Here is a 6,722-nt window from a genome sequence, read left to right as displayed (position 1 = left end):
GGGTGGAGGCGGGAGCAGGGGGCGACGCTTCCGGCGTGCCCGCGCCCGGTCGTCGGCCGTCCGCTTCCGGCAGGGGTATTCGCGGGCCGGACTCCGGGCCCGGCTCGGTGTCGTCGGCGCGTGTCGGCTCCGCTGTGGCCACCTGAAGGCACTCCCCGTATGGCGTCTTCGTATCGCGTCTTCGTGTGCGCGTCGTCGTAGCGCGTCTTCTGCTCACGGTAACGGCGCGGTCACCGGCGACCTGCCCGTTTCGTGACGCTAGCACGCGCCCCGCCGACCGTCGCCCGCGGTGGGCGCCGGTCGGCGGGGCGGCGCCCACCGTGCTCCGTCGGTCAGCCCAGACGCGTCAGCTTCGCCGGGAAGCCCGGCTCCACGAGGTCCTCCTGGAGAGCGACCGGGACCTTGACGGCGCCGCTGTTCGTGCCGTCGCCCACGGTGAGCGAGCCCACCTCGGTACCGGCCTTCGCCCGGTGCGGCAGCTCCCCGCCGGTGAACGTCAGCTTCACCTTCAGCCCCGCCCAGCCGGCGGCCCTGACGTCCTCGGTGAGGGCGACGGGCGTACGGCCGCCCAGCCCGTCGTCCACGTATCCGACGACGGTGCCCTTCTTCAGCACCGTCGTCGACTCCAGCGCGTCCTGCGCCGCCCGGATCAGCCGGTCGCCCGCGGAGAGCGCGCCGGCCAGGATCGTGTTGTCGGCACCGCCCGCGGGCTGGCGCACCACGGCGCCGACGATGGTGCGGGTCTCGCCGTCGACGTCCTTCTTCGCGGCGAAGACGAGGTTGCCCAGTGCCGAGGTGGTGGTGCCGGTCTTGATGCCGACGACGTTGTTGTGCCCCACCAGCTGGTTCCAGTTGGAGTGGTTGACGCCCTTGTAGTCGTCGTACGACATCATCGCGGCGATCTCGCGGAAGGCGGGCTGCTCCATCGCGGCCCTGGCCAGCTTCACCTGGTCCACGGCCGTGCTCACCGTGGTGTTGTTCAGACCCGAGGGGTCCGTGTACGTCGTGTTCGTCATGCCGAGGTCCTTCGCGGCCTTGTTCATCTTCTCGACGAACGCCTCCTCGGACCCCGCGTCCCAACGGGCGACCAGCCGCGCCACGTTGTTCGCGGACGCGATCAGGACGGCCTCCAGGGCCTCCCGCTGCGAGATCTTGTCACCGGCGGTCACATCGACGGTCGACTCCTGCCCGGCGTCGGACTGCTTCTCCGCGGCATCGTCGATCTCGATCATCGGGCCCTTGGCGCCGCTCTTGAGCGGGTGCTCGCGCAGGATCAGATACGTGGTCATGACCTTGGCGACACTGGCGATCGGCAGGGGCTTCTGCTCACCGGAGGAGCCGAAGGTGCCGATGCCCTGCACGTCCAGCGCGGCCTGCCCGGCGGCCGGCCACGGGATGTCGACCTTGCCGCCGTCGAAGGTGAACGTGTCCTCGGCGGTCAGTTCGAGCGTGGGTGCGGGGAGCGCACGCATGTTCTGCACGACGGCGAAGACGATCACCAGAAGCGCGACCAGCGGCGTCCAGACCTTGACCCGCCGCAGGGTCGTGCGCAGCGGGGTGTCCGGCGGCGGCGGGGTGTTGGTCAGTTCGGCCAGCAGGTCCAGCGGCGGCTTGGGCGGCAGCGGCTGCTGCCGCGTCAGCTCCGGCCCGACCTGCGGGACGGCACGGGTGCCCTCGGCCGGGGACGCGGCGGGCCGTGCCTGAGCCGAGGGCGGCAGCCGCAGCGAGGTGGTGGCGGAGTCCACACGCTTCGGGGGCTTACGGGTCTCGGGGGCGTCCAGGTCCTTGAGCGGCACGAACGTGCCGGCGCGTTCGGGGCCGGACTCGGGGTCCGCGTCGGGGGCGGCCCCGCCCCTGGAATCGCCCTTGGAATCGGACCTGTCGACCCTCTCGGCCTTGTCCGCTTCCTTGGCCGCGTCGCCCAGCTTGAGCATGGTGGTGGGCTGGTCGACGGCGGGCGCGGAGGGGCGCGGGGCCTTGAAGACGGCGGTGGGCTGATCGGTGGGGGGCTTGGCGTCGCCGGTGCCCTCGCCGTCGTCGCCGTCGTCGGCCTTGTCCGCGCTGGGCTCGGGGGTGACCTTCGCACCCTCGGGCTCGGGCTCGGCCTCGGGCTGCGGCTCCGGGCTCGCGTCGGTGTCGTCGCCGTCGGCGCTCCCGGAGGTGCTGTCGCCGTCGTCCTCGGCCGCGGGGGCGGCTTCGTCCTCGGGGGCTGTGTCGGCGTCAGCCTCCGACTCGGTCTCGGAGTCGGACTCGGCGTCCGAGTCGGTGTCGGTGTCGCGCGTGCTTCCGGACTCGTCCTCCGCGTCGGCTCCGTCGGACTCCTCGGACTCCTCGGACTCCTCGGTCGTACCGGTGTCGTCGGCCGCCCCGCCCTCGGAAGCCCCGCTGGAGCCCTCGTCCCGGCTCGCACTGCCGTCCTTGCCGTCCTCCGGGCCGTTCTTGGCGCCCGTGTCACCGTCGGCGGAGTCCTGGGCCCCCTGGGCCCCTTGGGCGCTCTCGCCGTCCTCGTCCTGATCCACCTCCTCGGCGGACCGTACCCACGCTGTGACGACGGCGTGCAGTTGTTCGTCACCTTCCGTAGCGGAATCGTCACGCCCGTCAGGCTTTCCGTCCGTGGACTCGGACTCGGAGTCCGCGGAGCCGGAATCCGCGGCCCCGAAGCCCGCGGCCTCGACGGAGTCCTCGGCCTCCTCGCCCTCGGTCTGCGTGTCGCGCACCGAAAGCACCCGAGTGGCCGTGTCCACGCCTCCGCGATCGTTCGCGGAGGCCGTGGCCTTCGACGACGACGTGGACGAATCCGAAGTCGAGGCCGAAGCCGAAGCGGTTGACGACGGCGACGGTGACGAAGTGTCCCGGGTCACCGGCAACCGGGGGTCCCGCTTGCCGGCGGCACCCCCCTCGCTCCTGGCTTCAGGAACCGGACCCGCGCTCCCCGGCGTCGGTTCTTCCGACGACTCGCGCTGCTTCGACCTGTCGGGGGACTCGCCCGCCACCGATGCCTCCTCCATGCGCCGCGCGTCGCGCGTACGCCAACCGAACCGTGAAACCGTTCCGCCACCCACGACAGCGCTCCGCGGCGCTGTCCGAACCATCTACCAGTGTCCTGTGTGTGGACTTCCCCCCTGCGGTAGACGAGAACGACATACCTATCGGTTCCCTTACAAAGCAGTCACGTGCTCTCGACAGACCAATGTGAGAGGGGTCACCCTGTCATTCATCCACGCGGGGAGGCATGGATGGGCAGGAGCCGCAGAACACTTCCGGAAGAGCTTCTGCTGCTGGCATTGGACCCGACCACGGGTACCACTGCACAGCCGCAGTCGCTCGACCTCGGTCTGGCCGGAGCGCAGCTAGTGGAGCTGGCGCTGGCCGGACGGATAGCCCCAGACGGGGATCGTATCGCCGTGGTGGTACCACGGCCGACTGGAGATCCGACATTGGACTGCGCGTTGGAGTTGCTGCGAAGGCGCGGCGCTCCGGTCCGGGCGGTCAACTGGATTGGCGGGCCGCGTCTAGGGCTCCGCCAGACCTACCTCTCGCATCTGGAGCGGTGCGGCATGGTGCATGCCGTGGCCGGTCAGATGTGCGGGGTGCTGCCGACGACTCGCTATCAGGCGACGGACACCGAGATCAGCCGGGAGATCAAGGCCCGGCTGGACTCCGCGATCCGTACGGGCGTGCCACCGGACCCACGGACCGCGGCGCTCGCCGCACTGGCGCACGCCGTGGGCCTCGGCAAGCACCTGTACCCGGGGAACGAGGGTCGCTCCTCACGTTCCCGGTTGCGGGATCTGATCCGGCACGACCCGATGGGCGGCCTGGTGGCGCACGCCGTGATGGACGTGCAGAGCGGTGTGGCGGCCCAGCCGCGCCGCAACCCGGCCCCGGCAGGAGGCCGTCAGGTCGCCACCCCCGGCGGCAGGGGCGGACCGGAACCCGCCCGTGGTGTTCCGGCCCAACCGCACCACGGATCCATGGCGCGCGCCGTGGCCCATTAGGACCACTGACCGGCCACGGCACCGCAGGCCCGGTCACGGGAGCCGCTGTCCGAGCGGGGCGGAGAGAGTGCGTACTCTCTCCGCCCCGCTCGGCGTGCCGGAAAACCGTCACCGCACCGCTCCGTGCCGCTTCGCACTGTTCTGTGCCTCTCCGATCCGTGCCGCCGTCACCCTGCGAACCGGGGTGCAACCGCTGGATATCCGCTGTTCTCCAGCGGCAGGAAGCGCCTTGGTGGCAGTCTGCTCAACACCAGATACGCAAAGTGGCAAGTACGAGTAAGTACGAGGCACACAGCCGGAGGTGCACGTCCCGTGGCGTCCAATGTCAATCCCACCGTCAGGCGACGCCGGCTGGGCCAGGAGCTGCGCAGGCTCCGTGAGCTCAAGGGCATGACGGCGGAGGAAGTGGCGGAACGACTGCTGGTGTCGCAGTCGAAGATCAGCCGGCTGGAGAACGGCCGGCGCAGCATCAGCCAGCGTGACGTCCGCGACCTCTGCGGCGTCTACGAGGTCGCGGACCAGCGGGTCGTCGAGTCGCTGATGCAAATGGCCAAGGACTCGCGCCAGCAGGGCTGGTGGCACGCCTTCGGCGACATCCCGTACAGCGTTTACATCGGCCTGGAGACGGACGCGGAGTCGCTCAGGGTCTACGAACCCCAGATCATCACCGGTCTGTTGCAGACCGGGGCGTACGCGGAGGCCATCATCCGGGGCGGTTCGCCGGAGGCGTCGGAGCAGGAGAACGACAAGCGCGTCGAGGTGCGTCTGCGCCGGCAGAGCCGCATCACCGCCGAGACGGACCCGCTGCGCCTGTGGGTGGTCCTGGACGAGGCGTCGCTGCGCAGGGTCGTCGGGAACCGGCAGGTCATGCGTGAACAGCTGGAGCACGTGATGGAGCTGTCGCAGCAGCCGCACATCACCGTGCAGGTGCTGCCGTTCGAGGTCGGCGCGCACTCGGGCATCAACGGCCAGTACTCCATCCTGGAGTTCGCGGACGCGGCCGATTCGAGCGTCGTGTACATCGAGGGCGTGACCAGCGACCTGTACCTGGAGAAGCCGCACGACGTGCAGAAGTACACCGTGATGTACGAGCACCTGCGGGCCCAGTCCCTGAACGTGGAGCAGTCCCGCCAGTTGGTCGAGCGGGTCGCGAAGGAGTACGCGCGCTGACGCCCCGGCAGGACGGCTACGGCTCTCCGGTGGGCAAAGGAGCGGCACTGTACACCGCTGACATGCCGTGCTGGAAGTCTCACCTGGAATATGCCACCCGGTCGAGTGAATGGCTGCTCCTGTAGAGGATGTTGGCGAGTAGCGTCGATCACGCCAGCCGTCAGTGAAGGTTGGCGCAATCCGTTCTGCGGGTCCCTGCTGGAATGCGCAGCCCGGTGACAGCAACTCAGCAACTGGCTACGGAGCGAACATGGCAATTCGTCTGGGCGCCACGGAAACGTGGACGACGTCCTCCTACACCAACAACAACGGCGCGTGCGTGATGGTCAGGTCGACCACCGAGGAGGCACTGGAACTCGGGGACACCAAGATTCCCGAGGGTCCGAAGCTGGCCTTCCCCACGGACGCGTGGAGCGCTTTCGTGGCCTCGGTGAAGGCCTGAGAAGGCCACCACCATACGGGGACGGGCCGGCCCCGGGGACAGCCGGCAGAGGCGGTCGGAGGGCCGTCGGCAGCCCCGTCGGCAGCCCTGCCGCGACGGACTGCCTGCCGGCGGCACCCACCACAGGCCCGGTGCCACTCCCAGCACGGCTGGAGAGCCCTCTCGACGAGATCGCCGTCCTTGCCGAGAGGGCTCGGCTCGGGCCCATGTTCCCCAGCGGCGGCTTCGCTACCGCGCCGCTCCCATCGCGCAGTTCTCACCGCACCGGGAACGCCACGTCGCACACCGGATCCTCGGCCCCCGCGGCGTCCCAGTCCGCGAAGTACACCTCCCGGCAGGGTCCCGCGGCCGTCAGACCCTCGGCCGCCATCCACTGCTCCACCGCCTCGAACGCGGCCAGAATCTGCGGATGAGCCACCTGCGCCTTGGTGATCCGGGTACGGGCCAGCCGCTGGGCTGGCTCCACCCGCACCGCCGTCGACCGGGCCCGCCCCTGCGCCGCGGCCCAGGCCCGGGCCGCCGCCTCGTCGGCGACCGGCACGCACGCCTCGGCCGGGCCGTCGCTCTCCGTCGACACCTCGGAGTGATAGGCGACGAACGGCACTCCGGCCACGCCCCCGCACACGGACGCGGCCTCCTCCAGCCGTCCCAGCGCCGACCCGATCCACGCCGGCAACTCGTCCGCCAGCGTGTGCCGCGTCTCGGTGATCAATACCTGCCGCGGCACGTCCACCGTCTCGACCACGAACTTCCCGTACATCTCGGAACTCCTCCCGGAGAGTCGTCCACGGAGGTACTCGGCGAGTGTCCGCTGCCCGGCGAGCCGCGCCTCGACATCCGCCCAGTAGGCGGCGAGCCGGCCGGCCGCCACGACACCGTCGTCCGCGTCGACGACCTCGGCGATCCGGGCGAGCGGCATGTCCAGCTGCCGCAACAGCGCCACCGTCCGGGCCCGCTCGACCTGGCTCGTCCGGTAGAACCGGTACCCGGTGACCTCGTCGACCCGTGCCGGAGCCAGCAGCCCCAGCCGGTCGTACAACCGCAACGCCTTGGCCGACAGCCGCGCCCGCGCCGCGAACGCACCGATCCCGAGCAGTTCCTCGTCCACCGCG

5 protein-coding genes are annotated in these 6,722 nt (G+C 70.6%); 3 read left to right on the top strand and 2 right to left on the bottom strand.

The genetic code is table 11. The annotated features are described in order from the left end of the window. Nucleotides 1-332: 332 nt before the first annotated feature. A complete protein-coding gene (locus AOK11_RS13970; RefSeq protein WP_079034823.1) occupies nt 333-3,008 on the bottom strand; it encodes a D-alanyl-D-alanine carboxypeptidase in 2,676 nt (891 codons plus the stop codon). 228 nt (nt 3,009-3,236) lie between these two features. Here AOK11_RS13970 and AOK11_RS13965 point away from each other — a divergent pair, with 228 nt between their 5' ends. From AOK11_RS13965 to AOK11_RS13955, 3 genes are all read left to right on the top strand, one after another. Then, on the top strand, nt 3,237-3,998 hold the full coding sequence (locus tag AOK11_RS13965; RefSeq protein ID WP_055594025.1) for a GOLPH3/VPS74 family protein: 762 nt from the start codon (nt 3,237-3,239) through the stop codon (nt 3,996-3,998). 312 nt (nt 3,999-4,310) lie between these two features. Further along, nucleotides 4,311-5,168: a helix-turn-helix domain-containing protein gene (locus tag AOK11_RS13960; RefSeq protein WP_055594024.1), complete on the top strand. Its 858-nt coding sequence runs from the start codon at nt 4,311-4,313 to the stop codon at nt 5,166-5,168. A gap of 250 nt (nt 5,169-5,418) precedes the next feature. Continuing rightward, nucleotides 5,419-5,610: a DUF397 domain-containing protein gene (locus tag AOK11_RS13955; protein WP_055594023.1), complete on the top strand. Its 192-nt coding sequence runs from the start codon at nt 5,419-5,421 to the stop codon at nt 5,608-5,610. 256 nt (nt 5,611-5,866) lie between these two features. On the opposite strand, the gene AOK11_RS13950 is transcribed toward AOK11_RS13955, so the two are convergent. Beyond that, a complete protein-coding gene (locus AOK11_RS13950) occupies nt 5,867-6,718 on the bottom strand; it encodes a MerR family transcriptional regulator (RefSeq protein ID WP_055594022.1) in 852 nt (283 codons plus the stop codon). Between the last annotated feature and the right edge of the window lie 4 nt (nt 6,719-6,722).

The sequence above is a fragment of the Streptomyces hirsutus genome, from assembly GCF_001418415.1.
GTDB lineage: Bacteria > Actinomycetota > Actinomycetes > Streptomycetales > Streptomycetaceae > Streptomyces > Streptomyces hirsutus.
Note: the sequence above shows the minus strand (reverse complement) of the source record. Positions and strands in the feature narration are given on the sequence as shown.

Coding starts and splice junctions, on each gene's coding strand:
- AOK11_RS13955 (WP_055594023.1), top strand. CDS start 5,419: ATGGCAATTCGTCTGGGCGCCACGGAAACGTGGACGACGTCCTCCTAC.
- AOK11_RS13970 (WP_079034823.1), bottom strand. CDS start 3,008: ATGGAGGAGGCATCGGTGGCGGGCGAGTCCCCCGACAGGTCGAAGCAG.
- AOK11_RS13965 (WP_055594025.1), top strand. CDS start 3,237: ATGGGCAGGAGCCGCAGAACACTTCCGGAAGAGCTTCTGCTGCTGGCA.